At 69.9% G+C, this 20,793-nt stretch carries 15 protein-coding genes; 6 read left to right on the top strand and 9 right to left on the bottom strand.

Annotated features, from left to right (window positions below; all coding sequences use genetic code 11):
* The first annotated feature begins 206 nt into the window (after positions 1-206).
* Entirely contained in the window at positions 207-1,415 is a 1,209-nt protein-coding gene (locus GSF22_RS13655; RefSeq protein ID WP_208813933.1) for an ROK family transcriptional regulator, read from the top strand.
* A 17-nt stretch (positions 1,416-1,432) separates the two neighbouring features.
* Complete coding sequence (locus GSF22_RS13650; protein ID WP_208813932.1) at positions 1,433-2,200, top strand: SDR family NAD(P)-dependent oxidoreductase; 768 nt, start codon at positions 1,433-1,435, stop codon at positions 2,198-2,200.
* A gap of 187 nt (positions 2,201-2,387) precedes the next feature.
* On the opposite strand, the gene GSF22_RS13645 is transcribed toward GSF22_RS13650, so the two are convergent.
* Entirely contained in the window at positions 2,388-5,495 is a 3,108-nt protein-coding gene (locus GSF22_RS13645; protein WP_208813931.1) for a tetratricopeptide repeat protein, read from the bottom strand.
* A 170-nt stretch (positions 5,496-5,665) separates the two neighbouring features.
* Here GSF22_RS13645 and GSF22_RS13640 point away from each other — a divergent pair, with 170 nt between their 5' ends.
* Positions 5,666-6,154: a hypothetical protein gene (locus GSF22_RS13640; protein WP_208813930.1), complete on the top strand. Its 489-nt coding sequence runs from the start codon at positions 5,666-5,668 to the stop codon at positions 6,152-6,154.
* A 121-nt stretch (positions 6,155-6,275) separates the two neighbouring features.
* On the opposite strand, the gene GSF22_RS13635 is transcribed toward GSF22_RS13640, so the two are convergent.
* The 8 genes from GSF22_RS13635 to GSF22_RS13600 all read right to left on the bottom strand — a co-directional run bounded on the left by GSF22_RS13635 (position 6,276) and on the right by GSF22_RS13600 (position 15,589).
* Complete coding sequence (locus GSF22_RS13635) at positions 6,276-6,947, bottom strand: GTP-binding protein (protein WP_208813929.1); 672 nt, start codon at positions 6,945-6,947, stop codon at positions 6,276-6,278.
* Entirely contained in the window at positions 6,925-7,344 is a 420-nt protein-coding gene (locus tag GSF22_RS13630) for a DUF742 domain-containing protein (RefSeq protein ID WP_208813928.1), read from the bottom strand. Before GSF22_RS13630 ends, GSF22_RS13635 begins: the two co-directional genes overlap by 23 nt.
* Positions 7,345-7,376: 32 nt before the next feature.
* Positions 7,377-7,856 carry a roadblock/LC7 domain-containing protein gene (locus GSF22_RS13625; RefSeq protein WP_208813927.1) on the bottom strand — a complete coding sequence of 160 codons (480 nt, stop codon included), beginning with the start codon at positions 7,854-7,856 and terminating at the stop codon, positions 7,377-7,379.
* 13 nt (positions 7,857-7,869) lie between these two features.
* Complete coding sequence (locus GSF22_RS13620) at positions 7,870-10,257, bottom strand: sensor histidine kinase (protein ID WP_208813926.1); 2,388 nt, start codon at positions 10,255-10,257, stop codon at positions 7,870-7,872.
* Positions 10,244-11,491: a hypothetical protein gene (locus tag GSF22_RS13615; RefSeq protein WP_208813925.1), complete on the bottom strand. Its 1,248-nt coding sequence runs from the start codon at positions 11,489-11,491 to the stop codon at positions 10,244-10,246. Before GSF22_RS13615 ends, GSF22_RS13620 begins: the two co-directional genes overlap by 14 nt.
* A 65-nt stretch (positions 11,492-11,556) precedes the next feature.
* The gene (locus GSF22_RS13610) at positions 11,557-12,033 is read right to left on the bottom strand and encodes a sigma-70 family RNA polymerase sigma factor (RefSeq protein ID WP_208813924.1); all 477 of its coding nucleotides are present in this window, start codon (positions 12,031-12,033) and stop codon (positions 11,557-11,559) included.
* Between the two features lie 131 nt (positions 12,034-12,164).
* Positions 12,165-12,986, bottom strand: coding sequence for an alpha/beta fold hydrolase (locus tag GSF22_RS13605; protein ID WP_307803974.1), 822 nt, complete (start codon positions 12,984-12,986; stop codon positions 12,165-12,167).
* A gap of 335 nt (positions 12,987-13,321) precedes the next feature.
* Positions 13,322-15,589 (bottom strand): ATP-binding protein, encoded by a 2,268-nt coding sequence (locus GSF22_RS13600; protein ID WP_208813922.1) that lies wholly within the window; start codon positions 15,587-15,589, stop codon positions 13,322-13,324.
* Between the two features lie 704 nt (positions 15,590-16,293).
* Between GSF22_RS13600 and GSF22_RS13595 the strand changes: the two genes are divergently transcribed.
* The 3 genes from GSF22_RS13595 to GSF22_RS13585 form a co-directional block, all read left to right on the top strand.
* The gene (locus GSF22_RS13595) at positions 16,294-19,113 is read left to right on the top strand and encodes a helix-turn-helix transcriptional regulator (RefSeq protein ID WP_307803973.1); all 2,820 of its coding nucleotides are present in this window, start codon (positions 16,294-16,296) and stop codon (positions 19,111-19,113) included.
* 93 nt (positions 19,114-19,206) lie between these two features.
* Positions 19,207-20,433 (top strand): type VII secretion-associated serine protease mycosin, encoded by a 1,227-nt coding sequence (gene mycP / locus GSF22_RS13590; RefSeq protein ID WP_307803972.1) that lies wholly within the window; start codon positions 19,207-19,209, stop codon positions 20,431-20,433.
* On the top strand, positions 20,430-20,793 hold a 364-nt coding region (locus tag GSF22_RS13585), incomplete at its 3' end, for a hypothetical protein (protein ID WP_208813919.1). The genes mycP and GSF22_RS13585, both read left to right, overlap by 4 nt.

The raw sequence follows: 20,793 nt of genomic DNA, 5'->3' as shown, positions 1-20,793 counted from the left end.
AGCGTGGGCGGGTCGTCGCCCGGGCGTTCCACCGCGAACCACGAACGGGTACCCGCGCGACGTGCCTACCCGAACATCCCTCACGCTGTGCTGTCTGAGCGGCACCTACCGTAGGGGTCTTCTCGAATCCGCGCCTGGTCTGTGCCCGTCCGTCCAGCGCTGGCCTGTGCCGACCTGTCCCGTCCCAGCCCCCGTCGGCTGTCCCGATGACACTGACGGAGACGGGGACGAACCGACCGACGCCCACCCTGGTGTCACCCGCGATGGCGGTCGAAGCCAACCGCGCCCGGGTGTTGCAGGCGCTCTACGACATCGGACCGCTGTCCCGGGCCGATCTGGCCCGCCTCACCGGCGCCACCCGGGCCACCATCGGCGCCATCGTGCTGCCGCTGATCGAGCGGGGACTGCTGGTCGAACGGGAGCCCGCGCCGGTCGCCGCCGGCGGCGGCAAGCCAGCCCGACCGCTGTACTTCTCTCCGACCAGTTGGCCGATCGGGGCGGTACACCTACGCCCCGGACGCATCGACACGGCGCTGGTCAGTGCGGGCGGCAACGTCCTGGCCACGGCACATGAACAGTTCCCGGCCCGGACGCGGGACGCCGGCAGCGTGGTGGACGCGGTGGTCCGTGCGCTGGAGGCGGTGCTGCCGCAGGAGCGCGACGATCTGGTCGGCGTCGGTATCGCCGTCGGCGGCATGGTCGACACCGACGCGGGCACGATAGTCGCCATCAACCTCGCCCCCGGACTGGCCGGGCTACCGCTGGGCCCGCTGGTGTCGGAACGGATCGGGCTGCCGGTCTTCCTGGACCTGCATCCCCGAGCCCAGGCGCTGGGCGACCGCTGGTTCGGCCAGGGCCGAGGTGTCGGCTCGTTCGCCTCGATCTACACGGGCGAGGCCATCGGCGTCGGCATGGTGCTCGACGGCGCCATCCACCGGGGACCGAAGGGCTCCGGCGGCGAGATCGGGCACACCACCGTGCACGCCGGCGGGCAGCAGTGCCGGTGCGGCCGACACGGATGCTGGGAGACCATCGCCACCCACCGGTGGCTACGCAGTGAGGCAGGACGGCTCGGGCTACCGGCGGCCCGGACCATGACCACCGGCCCGCTGGCCCGTCTCGCCGCGAAAGGGCACCCCGGGGCAGCGGAACTGTTCGAAAAATACGCGTACAACCTCGCCCTCGGCATCGCGAACCTGCAACAGATCCTCGCCCCGGGCCTGTTCATCCTGCACGGCGACGCGGTCTTCGGCGGCGAGGCGTTCCGGAGCGCCATCGAGCGCAACGTCCGCGCCGCACTGCCACCGCACCCCGGCAGTGAGCCCCGCATCGCCTTCTCCGAACTCCAGGACCGCGCGACCCTGCTCGGCGGGGCCGGCCTGGTTCTATCCCACTCGCTGCAACTCGCCGTCTGACCACCGAGGAGACATCCATGGGCGTACTGGACACGTTCCGGCTCGACAACAAGGTCGCGCTGGTGACCGGGGGCAGCCGGGGCATCGGCGCCGCGCTCGCCGTCGCGCTCGCCGAGGCCGGAGCCGACGTCGCCATCACCGCGCGGGAACCCGACCTCGCCGCGCGGGCACTGACCCACCTGACCTCCCTCGGCGTACGGGCGATGGCGCTCGACGCGGACGTCACCCGACCGGAGCAGGTGACCGAGGCGGTGGACCGGATCATCGAGCAGCTCGGCCCGATCGACGTGCTGGTCAACAACGCCGGAATCAGCTTCGGCGCGACCGCGGTCGAGATGACCGACGAGCAGTGGCAGGCCGTACTCGATGTGAACCTGAACGGCGTGTGGCGTGTCACGCAGACCGTCGGCCGGCAGATGGTCGCGCGCGGTACCGGCACGATCGTCAACGTCGGCTCGATGTCCGCGATGATCGTCAACCGGCCCCGCTGGCAGGCCCCCTACCTCGCGTCCAAGGCGGCGGTGCACCAACTCACCAAGGCGCTCGCCGCCGAATGGGCGCCGCACGGGGTACGAGTGAACGCGCTCGCCCCCGGCTACATCCTCACCGAGGCGTCCCCGGTCGACCAGCCCGAGTACCAGCCCTGGTGCGTGGAACCGGCGCCGATGAAGCGGTACGGGCTGCCCGAGGAACTCGGTCCGGCGACCGTCTTCCTGGCCAGTGACGCGTCCAGCTTCATGACCGGTTCGGTCGTGGTCATCGACGGCGGTTACACCCTCTTCTGACGGCGGCGCCCGTCGATCCGACCGGTGGCGACCGTTCTGTCCGCTGGCGCCGGTGACACCCAGGTGCGCGTCCGACGGCCCGGCGGTTGGGGGGAACCGTCGGATGGCCCGTCGATCCGGTGAGCGTGCGCCGGTCGGCGGGCCGGTGGGGGTGTTGACCCCGCCTCGCGGTGGCCGAGCTGACCTCTCAGGGTCTGCGAGACCCGTCCACCCGGCGCAGGTGCCGCAGGATCAGATCGAGGTCCTTCCGCACGGCGCGTTCACCTTCGCGGTCGCCGGCTTTTCGGTGGGTGTCGACGGCCCGGTGATAGGCGTCCACCGCCTCGTCGAAACGTCGTACCTTGATGAGGGTGAACCCGAGATTGCACCACGCGTTTGCTTCCGTCTGGCGATCGCCGGCTTCCTGGCAGGCCGTGACGGCCTGCCGGAAGGCATCGATTGCATCGTGGTGGCGGTTCGTCTCCGCCAGTGCGATGCCCAGGTTGTTCAGCACCATGGCTCGCCCCTGCATGTTTCCGGCTTCCCCGCAGATGACATCCGCTTGCCGGTAGGTGTCGATGGCGTCGGCAAGGCGTCGCATCTGCGCCAGAGCCATGCCCGCATTGATCAACGCGTTGCCTTCGTGGTAGCGGTCGCCAATGTCGCGGAACAGGGCGACAGCCTGCCGGAGTGCGGTCGACGCTTCCCCGGGACGCTCCATGTTGAGCAGAGCGGCGCCGAGGTTGACCAGTGCCGTACCTTCTCCGTGCCGGTCGTTGGTCTCCTGGTAGATCGTGGCGGCTTGCTGGTGAGCGTCCACGGCATCGACGATCCGGCCCATCTCGACCAGGGTCATGCCGAGATTGTTCAGTGCGATGCCTTCTCCGTGCCGGTCGTTGGTCTCCCGGTAGATGGTGGCGGCCCGCTGATGGGCATTCCTGGCCTCAGTGAGTTTTCCCGTCGTGGTCAAGGCCATGCCGAGGTTGGTCAGTGCGTTACCCTCGCCGTGGCGATCGCCAAGATCGCGGTAGATGACGATCGCCTGCCGGTGGGCATCCACGGCTTCGTCGATCTTTCGTACCTTCTGCAGGGCCAGGCCAAGAGCGTTCAGTGTCCCGGCTTCTTCGTGTCGGCCACCGGTCGCCCTGGCGATGACGCACGCCTTCCGGTAGACGTCGATGGCTTCGTCGAAGTTTCGCATCTCGGCCAGGGCCATGCCGAGATTGCTCAGGGAGCGGCCCTCGCCGTGCCGATCACCAAGTTCGTGGAAGATGACGATCGCCTGCCGGTGAGCATCCACGGCCCGATCGAACAACCGCATCTGAGCCAGGGCGGAGCCTATGTTGTCGACCGTCATGGCCTCGCCGTGACGGTCACCCGCCTCACGGAGGATGGCTTTGGCCCGCTCGCGAATCTCGACCGCACCGTCGAACATTCGCATGTCGAACAGAACCGACCCGAGGTTGTTCAACGCCACTGCCAGCCCGTGGGCGTCGTCGACCTCTCCGTACATGTCGACCGCTTTCCGGAGGGCGTCAAGAGCCTCACCGAAACGCCGCGCCTGCCGCAGAGTCGAGCCGAGGTTACCGAAGCTGACAGCTTCGGCGCGCCGGTCGCCGACCTCCGCGAAGATGACGCAAGCCCGCTGATAGGCGTCGACAGCGTCGGTGAAGCGCCGCAACGAGGTCAGCGCCGGGCCAAGGCCGTTCAGTGCCTGACCCACGCCGTGCCGGTCGCCTACTTCCTCGTAGATGGCGACAGCCTGTCCGTAGACATCGACGGCATCGTCGAAGCGTCGCAGTTGGGTCAGAGCCACGCCGAGGTTGCACAGTGCCGCAGCCTCACCAGGACGGTCACGGACTCTACGAAGGACACCAAGGGCGGCGTTGCTGACAGTGGTCAGATCGTCGAAGTAGCGGCGGTGATTGAGGAACGTGGCGAGCGCGGATGCCAGCGCGACAGTGGTGGAACAGTGTGCGGTGTCCGATGCGACGACGCAGGTGGCCAGCAGGCTGAGGCGCTCGCTGTCGAGCCAGGCCAGTGCGGCGGTCTGGTCGACGAATCGTGACGGGGTGGCCGTCGACGACGGCCCCAGCCGGGCGTCCGCGGCGGTAGCGGTGACGCGGTAGTGCTCGAAGAGACGGACGCAAGCTGCCTCACGCTGGTCAGCCTCGCCCTGGCCGGGTCCACGTTCACTGGCGTACAGGCGAACCAGATCGTGCATCCGCCAGCGGCCCCAGACGTGTCCCGGTTCGATCAGATGGCTACGGGCCAGATCCTGCAGGATCTGTTCGGCCTGGTACGCGTCGACGCCGACGAGACAGGCGGCGGCCTCGGTGGAGGTGTCCGGGCCGGGGTTGACCGGAAACAGCCGGAACATTCGGGACTGCTCGGAATCCAGACGCTGGTACGACAGGTCGAACGCGGCGCGTACCGCACGATCCTCCCGCCGCAGCCGGTCCAGCCGGGTGTGCACGTCCCGCAGTGCCCCGGCGAGGGAGGCCAGCGGGCGGGTCGGGGCATCGGCCAGCAACGCGGCGGCGATACGCAGCGCCAACGGCAGGTCCGCGCACAACTCGGCGATCTCCGCCGCAGCCTCGGGCTCCCTGTCCACGCGAGCGTCACCCCGGCCGCGAGCCCGGAGAAGCACGTCAGCCAGTACCTGTACCGACGCCGCACGGTCCAGAACGTGCAAATCATGTAGCCGTGCACCGACGTCGAGGGTGTGGCGGGAGGTGATCAGGGTCGCCGTGTTCCCGTCGCTCGGCAGCAGCGGTGCGACCTGTTCCACCGTGGCGGCGTTGTCGACGACCAGCAGGATGCGTCGGCCCTGTTCGGCGTAGGCCGCCAGTACGCTTCGGAACAGACGACTGCGGTCCTGCTCGTCGGTGGGAATGTGCTCACCGGGCATGCCCACCGCCTGTAGGAGCCCGAGCAGTGCCTCACCGGCGGAGAGGTACCGCTCTGTGTCGTAGCCGAACATGTCGACGAACAGCACGCCACCGGGGAACCAGTCCGGTTCACGGGCGGCCCGGGTGGCGGCTTGCACCACCAGTTCGGTCTTACCGACCCCGGCCAACCCTGCTACTGCCGAGACCAGGGCCGCTTTGCCCGCACCGCCCGGTCTCAAGGCATCGAGCAGCGTGTCCAGGTCGTCGCCCCGGCCGGTGAACGTCTCCGACGCCGGTGGGAGGCCGGACACTGCCGGGGTGACCGCCGGGGGTAGCTGCACGGTGATGTCACGCCCCATGATCACGGTGTTGAGGAACACCCCGCCCGTGATCCTGTTGGACACCGAATCAGGCCCGTGGCTCATGCCAACCCCTCAGGTTGTGACCGTAGGGAGAGCACATCGCGTCGCTGCGTGACGTGCCCCGCCAGCGTACCGCCGTAGACCACGCTGTCGATCCGGCCTGAGCGGCCGTGAGCTGTCCGCGCGGTGGTGCGGTTCCCGCGCTGGGTGGCGTCTGCGTCGACAATGGGTTGATGACGGTGCGTGGTGGTAGGGGTTGGTGGCTGGCGGGTGTAGCCGTCGGGCTGGTGGTGTGCGTCCTGGGGTTTCTGCTGAGGCGGGCGGGTCTGGCGGACGCCGACCGGTGGGCCAGCGTGATCTCGGTGTTCCTGAACCTCGCGGGACTGGCCGTGGCCGGGTACAGCGCGGTGCAGGCCCGCCGGGTTCCCACCGCACGGGCGGTGGCGGATGGACAGGTGGACAACCGCATCGGTCGGGGGGACTTCACCGGGCCGGTGCTCATGGGCCGGGATCTGGAGCGGGTCGACGCCGCAGGCGGACCGGTGCCGGATCCGGCCGTCGGCCAGCCGCAGCCGGATGCGTCGCAGCCCGGCGGGGTGGCCAACACGATCGAGGGTGGCCGGTTCGGCGGGCCGGTGGTCATGGGTCGGGACATGCGGGGGATCGTCCTGCCCCCACCCGCCGGTCAGCGGCCTGACGTGAACGGGCCAGCGGACCGGTGAGCGTAGGTAAGGGCGCCGCGGCTCGAACTGTTCGCCCGGGCAGCGTTCCGCTGCTCGGCGCCCGGAGGTTGGTCCGGACCCCGAGGTGGGCGGGCCTTTGGCGCAGCCCGGCCACGGCAATTCACGGGAGCCCCATGTGGACGGGCCCGGCGTCTCCTCGAATCGGCTTTCTCCTGACGGCGTGGTCGAGGGCCCGTTCGAGTACGACAAGGAGGGCGTCACGTACCGACACCCGGTCGCGGGCGTCGAAACGCAGGACCGGGATGTTCTCGTTGATGGCGAGGGCCCACCGTATCTCGTCCAGATCATGGGCGAGGTGGCCGTCGAAGGCGTTGACCCCGACCGCGAACGGCATGTCGGCGCGTTCGAAATAGTCGATGCTGGCATAGCAGTCGTTGAGGCGGTTGCTGTCGGCTATGACGAGTGCGCCGACGGCGCCGCGGATCAGCTCGTCCCACATGAACGCGAAGCGAGACTGGCCCGGAGTGCCGAAGAGGTAGAGCTTCAGCGTCTGATCGATGGTCACGCAGCCGAAGTCCATCGCGACGGTGGTGGTGGACTTGGCTGATGTCGGGCCGGGATCGTCGATTCCGACCGACGCCGAGGTCATCTCGGCTTCTGTGGTCAGCGGGCTGATTTCGGAGATGGCGCCAACGGTCGTTGTCTTGCCGACGCCAAAACCGCCCGCGATGATGATCTTGATGGGTATGGGTGCCGAGGGGGTCTGTCGGCGCATCAGGTGCGCATCGTAGGTGGTCGCGAGGGCGCGGTCAGAAGATGGCACGAAGTCCATGGATCACTCGCAGGATGGTGTCGGGGTCGGGAGATTCGTCATCGACCGCATGGATGATGATGTGGCCGGCGCTGTGCAGATCGCCTATGAGGATCTTGGTCACGCCGAAATGCAGCCGAAGGCGTGCGGATACCTCCGCGACCGAGATGGGACGCTGGCAGATCGCGATGATCGCATTCGCCTCCGGGGTCAGACGTGCAGGCCGGGCACCGGGCAGCGCACTGACCTGGGTTTCGAATCCCATCCTGGTGTCATCGCCGATGACACGACCGGCGGTGATGACGAACGGTCGCAGGGCGAGCGTCGCCGCCGGATCGGCCGGCCGGTCGGGGCAGTTGGGGGAGGGCCGTGTCGCCGCGGGGTCCGACAGGTACGGAGGGACACCTCGCGGCTCCATCGGGTCCGGCTCCTTGCGCCTCCCTGCGGAGGTCACGACTGCACGAAGTTCTTCAGCTCGGCGATCAGTTGCGGGGTGAGTGCGCCACCGGCACGGGTGGCGAACAGGGTCATCTCGTACGCCAGCGTGCCGAGATTCGCGGAGCGATCGGCGATCACACCCAGTACCGAGCCGCTGCTGATCGCGGTGGTCAGCAGGTAGCCGTCGGCCATGTCGATGATCACCCGGTTGAGACCGCCGAGGGCGTACCACGCTGCCGCACCTCCGGCAAGGCTGGTCAGACCGGAGATCACGGCGGCGAGCCGCTCGGCGTTCGCCCGGTCCCGGGTGGCCGACATCGCCATCAGCAACCCGTCCGAGGAGACCGCGATCGCCTCGATGACCCCGGCAGTGCCCGAGGTGAACGAATCGAGCAGCCAGTTGAAGGTCGCGCCTTCGTTGCTCAACTGTGGCGGGGCGTAGTCGTACGGGAACGGCGTCGCGCCGGTGTTGGCGGGGTAGGAAATGCTCATCTCGGTTGTCCCCTCATCGTGGTGGGCCCTCGCTCAGGGCAAGGGCAACGCCTGATTCGAACTGCTCCATGAGGTTGCGGGCCTCGTCCGGGTCGAGCCGTGGTGCCGACCGGTCCTGACGCGGCGTCACAGGGGGTAGTGCGTCGACCAGCGTCGCGCCGGGTACGCGACGGGTCAGTCCGCCCCGCGACTCCGGCGGACCCGACGGCGCCGGCACCGGTCTGGTGATCGATGCCAGGGAATACGCCGGCTGCGCGGGTACCGTGACCACCTGTGCGGGGTGCTGTCCGGGGGCGGCGAATCCGTTCCAGGGGCCGGCCGTAGCCAGCATCCGGCCCGCCCGTTCCAGCAGGTTGTGGTCGAACGGCCCGGTGAGCGGCGCTGCGGGTGGTTCCACCGGCGCCATCGGGTGCGGGTGCGGCACCTGGACCGGCGCTGTGCCGCTCCACTGCGGTACTGCGGTCGCCCGGCTCCCGGGCCCGGCCGTTACCAGGGGAGCGGGCGCGGCCCAGCCGGTCAGCGTGCCGCTGGCGATCAGAGCCTCCGGTGGCGTGGCCGTCAGATGCTCGGCGGACAGCTCCACGGTGGCCGTCAGGCCGCCGCCCGGGGTGTGGTCCAGTGTGACGGCGATGCCGTGCCGCCGGGCGAGCCGACCGACCACGAACAGGCCGAGTACCTCGGTGGGTACGAGGTCCAGCCGTTCACGGCGGTGTATCCGGGCATTCTCCTCAGCCAACCGCTCGTCGGAGAGCCCGAGCCCGTGGTCGACGATTCCCAACTGCACGCCGTAGTTGCCGAGAACCGCGGTGACGGCGACGTCGCGGTGCGGCGGGGAGAAGACGGTGGCGTTCTCCATCAGTTCGGCGAACAGCAGCGTCAGGTCGCCGACCACAGCCGGTGCCACGGTGATGTCGGCCGGCACATCCACGTTGACGCGGGTGTAGTCCTCGATCTCGGCGAGTGCCAGGCGTACCACGTCGACCAGCGGAAGCGGGAGGATGTGCTCGTCGGATCCGTCCGCTCCGGACAACACCACGAGGCTGCTCGCGTTGCGGCGTAGCCGGCTGGACATGTGGTCGAGGCGGTAGAGTTCGCGCAGCCGGTCGGTGTCGGTCTCGTCGCGTTCCAGCTGGTCGATCAACGCGAGTTGCCGGCTGACGAGGTTCTGGGCGCGCCGCCCGACGTGACCGAACATCTGGGCGACGTTGCGGCGGCTGGTGATCTGCCGTTCCACCAGTTGGACAGCGGTGCTCTGGACCTTGTCGAACGCTCGGGCCAGGTCACCTATCTCGTCCCGGGCGACGATATCGAGTGGGTCGAGCCGGATCGGCTCGTTGAAGTACGAATCGTCGTCGGCGACCCGCCGTAGTTCCTCTTCGGCGGCTCGTACGATGCGGTCGGCGGTGCCGGTGAGCCGACGCAGCGGCCGGGCGACCGACCTGGTCATCGCCACGCCGAGCGCCGTCACCACGGCCAGGAGCAGCACCGAGAGGCCCGACACGGTGTACGCGGTGGCCGCCGCCTGCCTGCGTTGCTCGGCCACGGCCGCGATGACGTCGACGGTTATCTTCGCCTCGACGAATCGGCCGAGCACGACGACCGAGCTCAGCGACGGCAGGGCGGTGGCCAGCGGGAGCATTTTCATGGCCCGGATCGGGTCGACGAAGAAGAGTACGAAGAACTCCGGGCCGACCCGCAGGTTGAAGGCCTTCTGGACCTTGAGGTAGAGCTCCGCCTGCTCCGGGGTCGCGTACGTGGTCACCCGTCGAAGGTCGGCTTCGGCGGTGGTCAGCGCCTGGAACGCGCGGGTGGCGAACTGGGGAACGCCGGTACCGAGGGTGGCGAGCATGAAGCAGGCTGCCTGGCTGATCGCCTCGTCGTTGCGGAACAACGAGTCGAGGGCCACCACCTGCCGACCTGCGGACGTGGCCATGTCGGCATGCCGGACCAGGTCCAGTGCCTCGATGATCGGCCCGATCACCGCGCCGAAGCGGTCGATGATCTCGTCCGGCCGGGCGGTCCTGGCGATCACCTGGGCGCGGAGCTTGTGCAGTCCCTCGGCCCGGGCGGCGGCCTCCGCGAGCGGAGCAGGAATCGGGATGTCGGACGACCGGCCGAAGTCAGCGAGCGCGTTGGTGGTCTTGGCGCTCTGGGCCGCGAGGACCGGCCGTTGGACAAGCCCGAACAGGTAGCCCAGCGACAGGATCCGCTCTTCCTGCATCTCCTGCAGTGCCGAGCCCATTCGGCCGGCCAGGTTGACCGCGTCGGACGTCTCGTGCGCCCGCCTGATCATGTCGAGGCGGTTCGTCACGATCGGCACGGTCAGCGCGACCACGCCGATGAGCGGTACGAGTATGAGCAGCGCGAGTTTCCCCGTGATCCGCAACCTACCGAACAGCATGGGACCCCTCCCGCCATGGCAGGTCGAGGCTGCGGCGGTCGGGCCCGCCGGTGGCGACGCGCCCGCCGGGGAGTTCGTCGGCCCTCCCGGCGGCCGGCGCGTTCGGACCGGGAAGTGTCCCGTCGGACCTGCCGGCGTCCGGCACGACGCCCGCCGCCCCGCCCCGGCCTTCCGAGCTGCCGCCACGCATCGAGAGCAGCGCCAGTGCCAGGGTCAAGGTGACCGCGGTGACCAGGGCGCCGAGTGACAGGTAGCTGCGGCCACGCAGGTCGTCGAGCCGTTGGTCGACGACGCCGTCGATCTCACGCAGCGCGGCAGCGCTGAGATCCCCGGCCGCATTCTGCAGCTCGGTACGCACCGTCGGTAGTTGGGTCGGGTCGGCGGCGCCGGGGTTCGCGGCAGTCAGCACGATGGTGTCCGCGGCGCGACGGACCCGATCCAGCAGGCTCAGCAGATTGCCGCTCAGCGTGCGGCTGCTGGTCGCGTCGACCGCTTCCTTCAGCGCGTCGGTCATCTCGTCCACGGTGCTGTCGACCATCTGTGCTGCGGCCACCGGCGCAGCCGCAGCCTGTACCAGGGCGGCCTGCACCTGGGCCGGGGTGGCGGCCGGCTGTCGCCTGGGGTCGCGCCCGCCTGATCCACCGGGCGGCTGGCGTCGGGCGGCGAGCGTCGCCAAATCCAGCAGGCGGGCGGCGTGCACCACCACCACGGGCAGGTGGTAACCCACCGCCTGCTGCAGTTGGTAGATGTCGCGTTCCCGGTCCGTGGACAGGCCGGAGTTGTCGCGTACCGTTCGGTACAGCGCCAGCAGCAGGTCGGTCGCCTCGGTGTACGCCAGGTAGGCGGTCTGCGGGTTGCCGTCCGTCCGCCGTACCTCGTCGATCTTCGCGCTGAGGTCCTGCCACCGTTGCCGGGTGCCCAGGGCCGCTCCGAGGCGCTGGTCGGTCTTGGTGACGTTGACGACCGCCAGGTCCAGGCCCTCCTGTCCGACCGGTCGTCCCACCACGACGCCGGCCTGGTTCTCGGTGAGGGCGTTGAGGAGCTGACCGAGGCTACCGAGGTACTCGACGCCCTGCTGTTGCCGTTCCCGGAGCGAAACCGCGTCCTTCGTGGCGGTGGACGTCTGGGTGAACAGGAACCACCCGGGTATGAGAAGGGCAATGGCAAGCGACGCCAGGGTGACGCGGCGGAGGGTTTCCCGCCTGCGTCCCTGACTGCTCCCGACAGGCGACATCGTCTTCTTCCTTTCCACATCGCTGCCCGAAGACAGGACCTCGTCAAGCTGGGCCGGTACGTCGGTCAGCAACGGACCTTCGCCCGGAGGGCGCGTAGCGCCTGGTGGGTGCGGGACTTGACGGTGCCCTCGGGGATCCCGAGGATGGCCGCGGCCTCCCGGGTGGACCGTTCCTGGATGTAGACCTCGAGCAGAACCCGCCGATGTTCCTCGGTGAGTCGGGCCAGCGCGGCCCGGATCGTCTCGGCGGCAAGAACCTGGTCGATGCCGTTGTCGTCGGCCGCGAACCAGGTCAGATCCACCGAACCGACCTCGGTGGGCCGTACCTGCCGGGTCCGGGCGGCGTCGATCGCGAGCCGCCGCGCCACGGTGAACAACCACGGGCGGAGGGACGCGACGTCGGTTGGTAGCTGGTCGAGGTGCCGCCAGGCGCGCAGCAGCGTCTCCTGCAGCAGATCCTCGGCGGCCTGGAGATCACCGAGCGTGAGTCGGCGCAGAAAGCGACGCAGAGCCTCCGCGTGGGCCACGTAGAGCTCGGTCATCCATTCATCGGTTTCGCTGTCGTGCTGGGGTGCGATCGTTTCGTACCCGCCTCGCATGCCTGCGGTCTCCCTCCCGGTTGACGGGCAAAGCAGTGGTGGCTGTGGGTGGTGTGCGGCCGGGTGAACGGCTCTCAGTCGTTGAGGAAGGCCAGGAGCGTGCGGTTGAACACGTCCGGGTGGGTGATGGTCAGCGCGTGCGGTGCGCCGGGCAGCACCACGAGCCGGCTGTCGTGGAGCGAGCGGTGGACCTGATGGCTGGGAGTCTCCGCGGGGAACACCGCGTCGTCGCAGCCATGGACCACAAGTGCGGGCATGGTGATGTGCGGCAGATCCGGGCGAAAGTCCGTACGGATGGAGGCCAGCAGGAAGTCCAGCGTTGCCTTCGGGGAATCTGCGGCGGCGATGGACACGTGATAGGCGTGCTGGACATCGCTGATCAGATTGTCGTGCGCACCGGCGCGGAACGCGGTGCGGATTTCGTGGTCGAGAAACGCCAGTCGGTCCTGCCGGATCGCCGAGGTCAACTGCTCTATCGCCGAGTCGTCGAACCGGCCGTCCGGATTGTCGTACGAGTTACGGAGATATGGTGGTGGCGCTGAGACGAAGACCAGCCGCCGTAGTCGGTCCTGTCCGTAGGTGCGGACGAAGCGAGCGACCTGCCCGCTGCCGGTGGATGCGCTGACCAGCGCCAGGTCCACCAGGTCGAGTCGGGTGATCAGCGCGTGCAGGTCTGCCGCGAGTGTGTCGTAGTCGTATCCGTGCCAGGGCTGCGCGGAGCGGCCGGAGCCCCGTCGGTCGTAGGTGATGACCCGGTACCCGGCGTCGACCAGGGGAGGAAGTTGGTGCTCCCATGCCTGCCCGCCGAGCGGCCAGCCGTGCACGAGGACCACGGGCCGCCCGTCGCCGTAGTCCTCGTAGTGAAGGTCGATCGGGATGCCATTCTCTTCCCCCACAGTCAGCCAAGCCATCGTTACCCTCGGTCGCTGGAATGATTGGCGATTCCGGGTAAACGCTGGTCAAGCCCCTTCCGTTCGCCGTGGACCATGCAACCAGGGTCCTCGTGGCGACACCATGCGGGAAACATGCAGAAGTAGCACTGCCGGAGCAACACTGCCGGTCGGGACACGGTTGCCCGGAATGGCAGGAAGGAACGCGCGCCGCCCAGGCTGCCACCGTCGGACGGGCGATGCGTCGCATGGCCCACGTTCACCGTCGACGGTGCCCTACCGTGTGGCCGGCCTCCGGCTACCGTGGCACCAGCCGCGTCCACACCGGATGGGGCGGATCGTCACCTGGCCGGGAGGTCGTCCGCTCTGTCGAGTTCGGCCAGCGCCTCTCGGGCCCGCTGGGCTAGGCTCTCCGAGTCCGCCGCCTGGTACTGCTCCACGGCCCTGGCGAGATGCGACCGGGCTTCGTCCGGCGCCTCCAACGCATGCTTCGTCTGGCCCAGCCAGTAGTGGCCCTGACCGAGGATGATGGGGGCGCCGAATTCCTCGAGCAGGGGCATCGCCTGGAGCAGGTAACGCTCCGCCTCCGCCCATCGTTCCTGCACCGCGAGGCACTTGCCGATCTGGAGCCGGGTCTGGGCGCGGCTGAACAGCGCCACGGTCGGCCGCAAAGGTCGTTCCTCCGCCGCCTGCAACGCGATCTGGTGGCTGTCGGCCGCCTCGGCGAACCGGCCCAGCTCGAACAGCGTATGGCCGATCCCGATGAACGCCTGAACGTAGCCCTCGTGATCGGTGGCGGCGTCGAACAACGGGACGGCCTCACGGGCGGTGTCCAACGCGCCCTGGAAATCGCCCAGTGCTCGGCGGGCTCGCGCCATGTACTCCAGCGCCCATGCCTGCTGGCTCCGGTCGCCCACCCGGACGGCCACCTCGAACGCCTCGGCGGCTGCCGTGACGGACTCCTCGTGCCGCTGCTCACAGTAGGACAGCGCCCACGACAGGTAGTTGAGGTGCACGGCGAGCAGGCGTTCGTCGCCGAGCTGAGCGGCCGCCTCCTGAGACCTCGCGTACACCTCCGGCCACACACCCCAGTGTGTCGTCCGGTCCGAGTACCAGTGCATCGCCTCGGCGACCTCGACGACCAGACGGTGCTCGCCGCCGCTCGCCGCGATGCGTAGCGCGGCGAGCCAGTTCGCCCGCTCGACCTGCAACCATTCGTCGGCGGCCTCGATGCTGTTCAGGTCGACCGCCGCCGGCCCGCCGACCGGCTCGACGTCCCCGCCGGTATCGAACCAGCGGCCGGCTGCGACGACGGTCTCCAGTAGCCAGCGGACCATCCGGTCCCGGGCCGCCCGCTGGTAGCTGTCCGGCTCCTCGTTCCGCAGCCGGTTCCGGGCGAAGAGCCGGATCAGGTCGTGGAACCGGAACCGGTCCCCGCGATCCGCCTGGAGCAGGCCGAGGTCGGCGAGCTCGTCGAGGTGGTCCTCCACGGCCGATACGCTGCACTGCGCCAGCACGGCAGCCAGCGGTGCGGCGAAGTCCTCACCCGGCACGAGAGAGAGCCGCCGAAAGGTCTGCCGAGCCGAGTCGGTGAGCTGCGCGTACGACAGGCCGAAAGCCGCTTCCACGCCGAGGTCCCCAGCGGTCAGGGTGGCCAACCGGCGATCGGCGTCGGACAACCGCGCGGCGAGGTGCGCCATCGTCCAGCCAGGTCGGCTGACCAGCCGGTTCCCCGCGAGTCGCAGAGCCAACGGTAGGTTCTCGCAGAGCCCGGCGACCTCGGCCAGCGCGGGTGGCGTCACCCGGTCGGAGTTCCGGCCGACCATGCCGACCAGGAGCTCTGCCGACTCCGTGGCGGAGAACGGGGACAGCGGTAACCGGAGCACTCCGTCCAGACCGGTCAGTGCGCGACGGCTGGTGATCAGGAGCAGACTGCTGCCGGCCCCGGGCAGCAGCGGCCGGACCTGCGCCTCGCTGCCGGCGTTGTCGAGGACCACGATGCTGCGCCGCTCGCGCAGTGCGGCACGGAACTGCGCCGACCGTTCGGCGAGGTCGGCGGACATGCGGCGGGGACCGATGCCCAGCGCCAGCAGCAGCCGCGCCAGGCCCTCGGCCGGCGGGACCGGTGTGGCGTCGATGCCACGCAGGTCGAGAAAGAACACCCCGTCGGGAAAGGTGTCCCGTAGCTGGCTGGCGGCGTGCACGGCCAGCGTGCTCTTGCCGAGGCCCGGCGGGCCGTGGACCACCGCCACCGGTGCTGGTCCGTCAGGCGTGGCGTCTGCCGCGTAGCGGCGCAACCTGTCCAGCTCGACGGTCCTGCCGACGAAGTCCGGTACCGCCCGGGGCGGCTCGCAGGTGCCGGCGCCGCCACTGCCACGGGTACGGCCCTCGTTCGCCGCCCCGACCAGGGCCCGACGGCTTTGCGGCGACAGACCGAGGGCATCGGCGAGAGCGGCGAGCGTACGCTGCTGTGGTGCCCGGCTGTGACCGCGTTCCATGTCGCTGATCGCCCGGGTGCTGACCCCGGACGCTTCCGAGAACTGTTCGAGGGTCAGGCCGGCGGCGTGCCGGTAGGACCGCAGCAACGAACCGAAGGTGGGCTCACTCACCGATGCCTCCTCGCCCACCGGTCCGCCACCTCACTGGGATGATCACGACCGCTCCGTCACGACGTACCCGACCTCAGTACCAGCTACGACGGAGCCTTTCCCGGGTCGCTTCCGACGGCTGAGCAAGACTCCTCCGAGATGCGGACCACGGATCGCGCCGCCACCCGCTGAAGCCTAGATGACGTGGGTTTTCGCTCGCAGCCAGCAGTGGGTCCGGGTCGCTCGCGGACCAGGTGTCGCTCCGGTGACGCCCCGCTGAAATCCAGGGGTTGGCCGGCCGCCTGACCGACGTGCCGTTGGCCGTTCCCCGGCCGGACCGACCCGTCGGTACGACCTGGACACCATCGGTTCGTCGGCGCTCCGTACCCGTACGGGACCGGCGGGCCCGAAGGGGCCCGGGTGAGGGTGCATGAGCTGTCCACTGGCGGGGCTCGGTGGTGCGGTGAGTCTGCCCGGCCGGGGGAGTGGCGACCACCCGACATGTCCGGTCCCTGCCATGGCCAGGGTTGCCGGTCGTCGTCTGTGGACGTGACCAGATGACCCGCACGCGGAAGGCCCCTAGGTGACAGCACTCTCACCGTCGTTCACCTGGCCGTCACCCACCGGCCGTTCATACGTTCTTAGCCTGGCCGAAACATCGTCCACTGAGCTGATGCCCGGTTGGTAGGAGGCCGACGTCGTGTTGACGGGACAATCGCGCCGCAGTGGTCAGCCGTCACCGACCTCCCCCGTCGGTCGCGCGCCGAGTCGGCCGACAGCCAGGTGACGACGTCGTGACCGCCGCCGTCGATGCCGGTCGACCGGAACTCACCGCTCGGGCGTTGGCGCGGTGGGAGAACGGCCGCAGCGTCATTCTCGAGGGTGACCCCGGTATGGGGAAAACCACCCTGCTCAGCGCGGTCGCCGCAGCGATAGGCCGGCGTCCGGGGTTGACGCTGTCGGCCAGCCCGGCCGAGTCCGACGCTCGTATGCCGTTCGTGACACTGATCGACCTTCTCTCGGGCATGCCCGGCGAACACTTCGAGAAGCTGCCGGCACCGGCCCTGCGGATCGTGGAGTTGGCCCTGAGGCGCCGGGATCCCGCCCACGGTGGAGTGGACACTCTCGCGGTCTGCCTCGCGCTGCTCGACCTGCTCCGCGCCGTCACGGAGGTGACACCCGTCACCCTGGTCGTGGACGACCTGCAGTGGGTCGACCCGGCCAGCGCCGAGGTGCTCTCGTTCGTCGTCCGGCGTATCGAGGTAGGACGGCTGACGGTGGTGGCGGCCGTCCGCTCCGGCGACAGCATCCGCTTCGACCCTCCGGAGTCCGTCACGCTGACGGTCGGCCCGCTGCCTGCGGACGTCCTGGTCCCGGTCGTCATGGCGCGCGCGCAGGGGCTGATCGGGCGCCCTGTCGCGGACGAGATCTGTGCGCTGTCCGGCGGGAACCCGCTGTTCGCGCTGGAGATCGCCGACGCGGTTCAGCGCAGGGGTCTACGGTCCGTTCCCGGGCAGCCCCTGCCGGTGCCCGTACATCTGGAGACACTGATGCGCCACCGTCTCGGGGAACTGCCCACGGCTGTTCGGGACACCGTCCGACTGGCGGCCACCGCGCATCGCCCGACGCTGGGACTGCTCATCCGGGCCGGCCGGTCCAATGCCCTGGCCGAACTCATGGTCGCATCCGAGGTGGGCATATGTGACCTCGACAGCCACGGCGTCGTCTCGTTCGGGCACCCGATGCTCCGTGCCGCCGTCTACGCCGGCCCTCCGTCGATCGTCCGCATGGCGTTGCATGCCCGGCTCGTCCAGGTAACCACCGATCCGATCGAGCGAGCCTGGCACCTGGCGCTGGCGACGGGCCGCGAGGACGAGAAGGTGGCGGCGGCGTTGAGCGCTGCGGCTGAACTCGCCGGCCGCCGAGGCGCCACCGCTGCCGCCCGTGAACTGGTCAGCCTGGCGGCAATGCGCACACCCGCCACCGACCAGGCCGGCTGGGCGGAGCGCAAGCTCGCCGAGGCCCGGTACGCCCATCATGCCGGTCTGCCCGGTGAGGCACGCGAAGCCGCCGAGTCGGTACTTGCCGCCGATGTACCGGCGCGGATACGGGTCGACGCCTGGATGGTGCTGTTCGACACCAGTGGCACGACCATCGGTCAGATGGGTGCGCAGGTCACCGCAGCGCTCGCCGACGCCGAGGGCGATCCGCATCTCCAACCATGGATGCGCCTCTACGCCGCGCTCCACCAGGAAGCCGCCGGGCACGCCGAGCAGGCGCTGGCCGAGGCCGAACGGGCGGTACGGATGGCGGTCGAAGTGGGCGATCGGCGAGCCGAGGTTCGGGCCCTGCACGTGCTGCTCACCGCGAAGACCCGCCTCGGGCTACCGCACGGGGAGGAGACGGCCCGGATCGGTCGGTTGTTGGCCCAGCGCATCGACGTCGGCCCGGCCATCAACCTCGTCCACCACGGACTGGCCTGCTCCTACCTCGACGCTGATCGCTACGACGAGGCGGCTGGCGTACTGCACCGAGCGGTTCGACAGGCCGAGGAATCGGGAATGCTCGGCGGGCTCGACGCGGTCCTGCATCTGCTGGCCCAGGTGGACTGGCGGCGTGGGCGGTGCGCTGCGGGGCTCGCGACCGTGGCCCGGCTCCAGCAGTTGGTGGTGGATGCCGAGCCGGCGAACGGGTACCTGAGACGCTGGACCTCGGCCGAGGCGCAGGCGTTCACCGGCAGCCTCACCGAGGCGGTCGGGATCGCCGGGCAGGTGATCGCGGAACTGGAGGCGACCGGCGCGAAGCGTCGACTCGCCCCGCTCCGGCATGCCCTGGGAACCTGGTGCCTCGTCCTGAGCGACCCGGCACGAGCGGTGGCGGTGCTGCGAGATGCGCACACCTGCCTCAGCGACCTCCCCACCACCAACCAGCGGCGCAAGCTGACCGCCGATCTCATCGAGGCGCTCGTCGGCGTGGGCGACCACGCGGCGGCAGCAGCCCTGCTCGACGAGCTGCACCGGATCGGTCCGGACCAGGCATCCGGCACCGCCACCGCCGCCCGACAACGGGCCGCAGCGGTGGTCGCCTTCGCCGAAGGTCGGGCCGACACCGCCCTGACGCTGCTCGCCGCAGCGGCGGACACCTGCCGGAGCAGCGGGTCGCCCTTCGAGCTGTCCCGGATCCTGCTGCTCGCTGCCGGAATGCAACGCCGCCGACGGCGACGGGCGGCCGCGCGGGCGCTGCTCGACGAGGCGGCCCAGATCTGCCGAGCCGCCGGGGCCACGGCATGGATCCACCGGATCGAGGAGGAACGCGCCCGGCTCACGCCCAGGCCCAGGGACGGCGGAACGACCCTGACACCGATGCAGGAGCGGATCGCCGCCCTGGTCGTCGACGGTGCCACCAATCGGGAGATCGCCGCCGTCCTCTGCATCGGCGTGACCACGGTGGAGGCCTCGCTCACCCAGATCTACCGCAGGTTCTGCATCCGTTCCCGGGTCGAGCTGGTCCGTGTCCTCGACACCAGGACGCTCGGCGCGGCATGAGCGCGGCCACGCCGACCCACTCCGCGCAATCACCGTGAACCATCGGGCTCGCCCCGACGTAGTGACGGCGTGATACCACGTCGGCCGGAGACAGTGACGCGACGGCGCGTTGGTGCGCCCGTCCTGGCCCGCCTGCTCGCCGGGGCCGCGCTGGTCGCCCTGTCGGCTCCGTTCACGGTGACGGCACCGGTGACCGCCGCGCCGGCGATCCGCTGCACGACCCCCTCGCAGCAGCTGCTACCCGAGGTGCCCTGGACACACCGGCGGCTGGCGCCGCAGCGGGTCTGGCCGCTGACCAGGGGCGACGGGGTGCTGGTGGCAGTCGTCGACACCGGTGTGGACGGCGCGGTGCCCCAGCTCGCGGGCCGGGTGCGGCGGGGGGTCGACGTACTGACCAGGGGCGCCTTCGCCGATGACGACTGCTACGGCCACGGCACCTTCGTCGCCGGCATCATCGCCGCCCAGCCGGCCCCCGGCACCGGCATGGTGGGCCTCGCGCCGGGTGCGAGGATCCTGCCGGTCCGCCAGGCGTACGGGCCCACCGACGGCACGACCTCGGGCCTGGCCCGCGCGATCCGCGCCGCGGTCGACGGTGGTGCCTCGGTGATCAACGTGTCGGCGAGTTCCTTCTTTCCCAGTGACGAGTTGCGCCAAGCGGTCGAGTACGCCGCCGAGCAGGACGTACTCGTCGTCGCGGCGGTCGCGAACGAGGCACAGCAGGGGAATCCGACCGCCTACCCGGCGGCCTATCCCGAGGTCCTGGCGGTGGGCGCGATCGGGCCGGACGGACGGCGTAGTGAGTTCTCCGAGGTCGGCTCGTACCTGGACCTGGTCGCCCCGGGTGTGGACGTGGTGAGCCTGAGCCGGGGCGGAATCGGGCATCTGGTGGACAGCGGCACCAGCTACGCCACCCCGTTCGTGGCCGCTACCGCCGCGCTGGTCCGCTCCTACCACCCGAACCTGACGGCGGCCCAGGTCAAACGGCGGCTGGAACGGACCGCCGACCATCCCGGCGGGAAGCTTCCGGATCCGCAGGTCGGCTGGGGGGTGGTGAACCCGTACCAGGCGGTCACCGCGATCCTGGCCGAGGAACACACCCGGTTGGCCGCCCCCGCCGGTCAACCGCCGATCCCACCGGTCGCGCCACCGGGGGGCGGTCCTGACCACCGGAGCAGCGCGATCGAGTTCAGTGTGACGGCTGCCGTGCTGGCTGGCCTCGTCGCCCTGCTGGCGTATCTGATCCCGCTCGGCACGCGCCGCGACTGGCGCAGCGTCGGCGACTCCGGCGACGCCCCGGCCCGGGACGGGAGGGCCGGATGAGTACGACCCAGGTGACGAGGTCCCCCCGCCGATCCGCCCCGACGATCGACAAGGGCGAGTTCCCGTTGCAGGAGCCACCGGGCCTGCCGGAGACGACCGGCGGTCAGTTGACCAACCTGTTGACCTACCTGCCCATGATCATGGGCTCGGGCGCGATGGCGCTCTTCTACCTCCAGCCCGGCGAGAACCGCGTCATGCTCTACCTCACGTCGGGTCTGATGGGGCTCTCCGCCATCGTCATGGCGGTCGCTCTGCTGCTGCGGGCGGGCACCGAGCGCAAGGCGAAGTTGAAGGGGGAACGCCGGGACTACCTGCGCTACCTCGGGCAGGCCCGTAAGCAGGTGCGGCGCAGCGTCGAAC

The sequence above is a fragment of the Micromonospora echinofusca genome, from assembly GCF_017614955.1.
GTDB lineage: Bacteria > Actinomycetota > Actinomycetes > Mycobacteriales > Micromonosporaceae > Micromonospora > Micromonospora echinofusca_A.
Note: the sequence above shows the minus strand (reverse complement) of the source record. Positions and strands in the feature narration are given on the sequence as shown.

Excerpts from the sequence above, each read along its gene's own strand:
- GSF22_RS13655 (WP_208813933.1), top strand. The coding sequence starts at position 207 with ATGACACTGACGGAGACGGGGACGAACCGACCGACGCCCACCCTGGTG.
- GSF22_RS13650 (WP_208813932.1), top strand. The coding sequence starts at position 1,433 with ATGGGCGTACTGGACACGTTCCGGCTCGACAACAAGGTCGCGCTGGTG.
- GSF22_RS13645 (WP_208813931.1), bottom strand. The coding sequence starts at position 5,495 with ATGAGCCACGGGCCTGATTCGGTGTCCAACAGGATCACGGGCGGGGTG.
- GSF22_RS13640 (WP_208813930.1), top strand. The coding sequence starts at position 5,666 with ATGACGGTGCGTGGTGGTAGGGGTTGGTGGCTGGCGGGTGTAGCCGTC.
- GSF22_RS13635 (WP_208813929.1), bottom strand. The coding sequence starts at position 6,947 with ATGGACTTCGTGCCATCTTCTGACCGCGCCCTCGCGACCACCTACGAT.
- GSF22_RS13630 (WP_208813928.1), bottom strand. The coding sequence starts at position 7,344 with ATGGAGCCGCGAGGTGTCCCTCCGTACCTGTCGGACCCCGCGGCGACA.
- GSF22_RS13625 (WP_208813927.1), bottom strand. The coding sequence starts at position 7,856 with ATGAGCATTTCCTACCCCGCCAACACCGGCGCGACGCCGTTCCCGTAC.
- GSF22_RS13620 (WP_208813926.1), bottom strand. The coding sequence starts at position 10,257 with ATGCTGTTCGGTAGGTTGCGGATCACGGGGAAACTCGCGCTGCTCATA.
- GSF22_RS13615 (WP_208813925.1), bottom strand. The coding sequence starts at position 11,491 with ATGTCGCCTGTCGGGAGCAGTCAGGGACGCAGGCGGGAAACCCTCCGC.
- GSF22_RS13610 (WP_208813924.1), bottom strand. The coding sequence starts at position 12,033 with ATGACCGAGCTCTACGTGGCCCACGCGGAGGCTCTGCGTCGCTTTCTG.